The 804-nt window shown below is 72.3% G+C and carries 1 protein-coding gene; it reads right to left on the bottom strand.

All coding sequences use genetic code 11. The features are described 5' to 3' along the window. Positions 1-123: 123 nt before the first annotated feature. Positions 124-804 (bottom strand): hypothetical protein (locus F3J22_RS30250; RefSeq protein WP_205195788.1); only part of this gene is annotated, 681 nt, incomplete at its 5' end.

Below are 804 nucleotides of genomic sequence, written 5' to 3'. Positions count from 1 at the left end.
TCGTCGTCGACTCCGCCGTGGGCGGTGCGCCGGGAGCGGCCCACGCCGCAGCATCGCCGGTCAGCCACGACGGCGTCTCCTCCGACGTCTCCGGCGGCGACGGCACCTGGTTGCTCGACGACATCAGCGCTCACCTGTCTGGTCACCAGCAGGTCCGGTGAGCAGACCAGGGTCTACGACCAGACGGCCATCCTCCGGAGCGCGCGTGACCGGCACCGTCATCCGCACCCACCGCGGCTCGCACGCTGTCCACGACGCATCCGACTCCGCCGGCGCACACGCGCGGCCGATCGTCACCGGCGGTTCCACCCACTCGCTGTCCTCGCCCTCGGGACAGTCGTCAGGATCGGGAGCAGCAGCGCTGCGGCCATCCGGGGTGGCGCGGACGATGACCTCGCCGCCAACCGTCGTGTCCCAGCGCCGATAGATCCGGCCCGGTACCGGGGAATCAGCACGCGGATGGCCCGCACCGTGCCCGCCCCACGCACCCGCCCCCGCCTCCTCCAGGCCCTCACGCAGCCCGTCGGCGCCCCGCCACGGAACGTCCTCGTCGAACGACTGGAAATCGCAGGCGAACCGGGCAGCGAACGCCGACGCCTCCACATCCGACACCGGCTCCACCGAACACACCGCGCGGGTCAGCAACGCCTCAGCGCCGCGCTGAACCGCAGGACGTCCGGACTGCTGCGAACGCGGAGGCTCCCGGTCGAGCCTGATCTGCGGTGGGGCGAGCTCCACGCGAGTACCGAGTACGTCTGGCGTGGGTGGCGGCTCTGACCGCTGGGACGGCGGCTCCGGTAGAGA

It is taken from the genome of Chitinophaga sp. Cy-1792, from assembly GCF_011752935.1.
Taxonomy (GTDB): Bacteria; Bacteroidota; Bacteroidia; order Chitinophagales; family Chitinophagaceae; genus Chitinophaga.
Note: the sequence above shows the minus strand (reverse complement) of the source record. Positions and strands in the feature narration are given on the sequence as shown.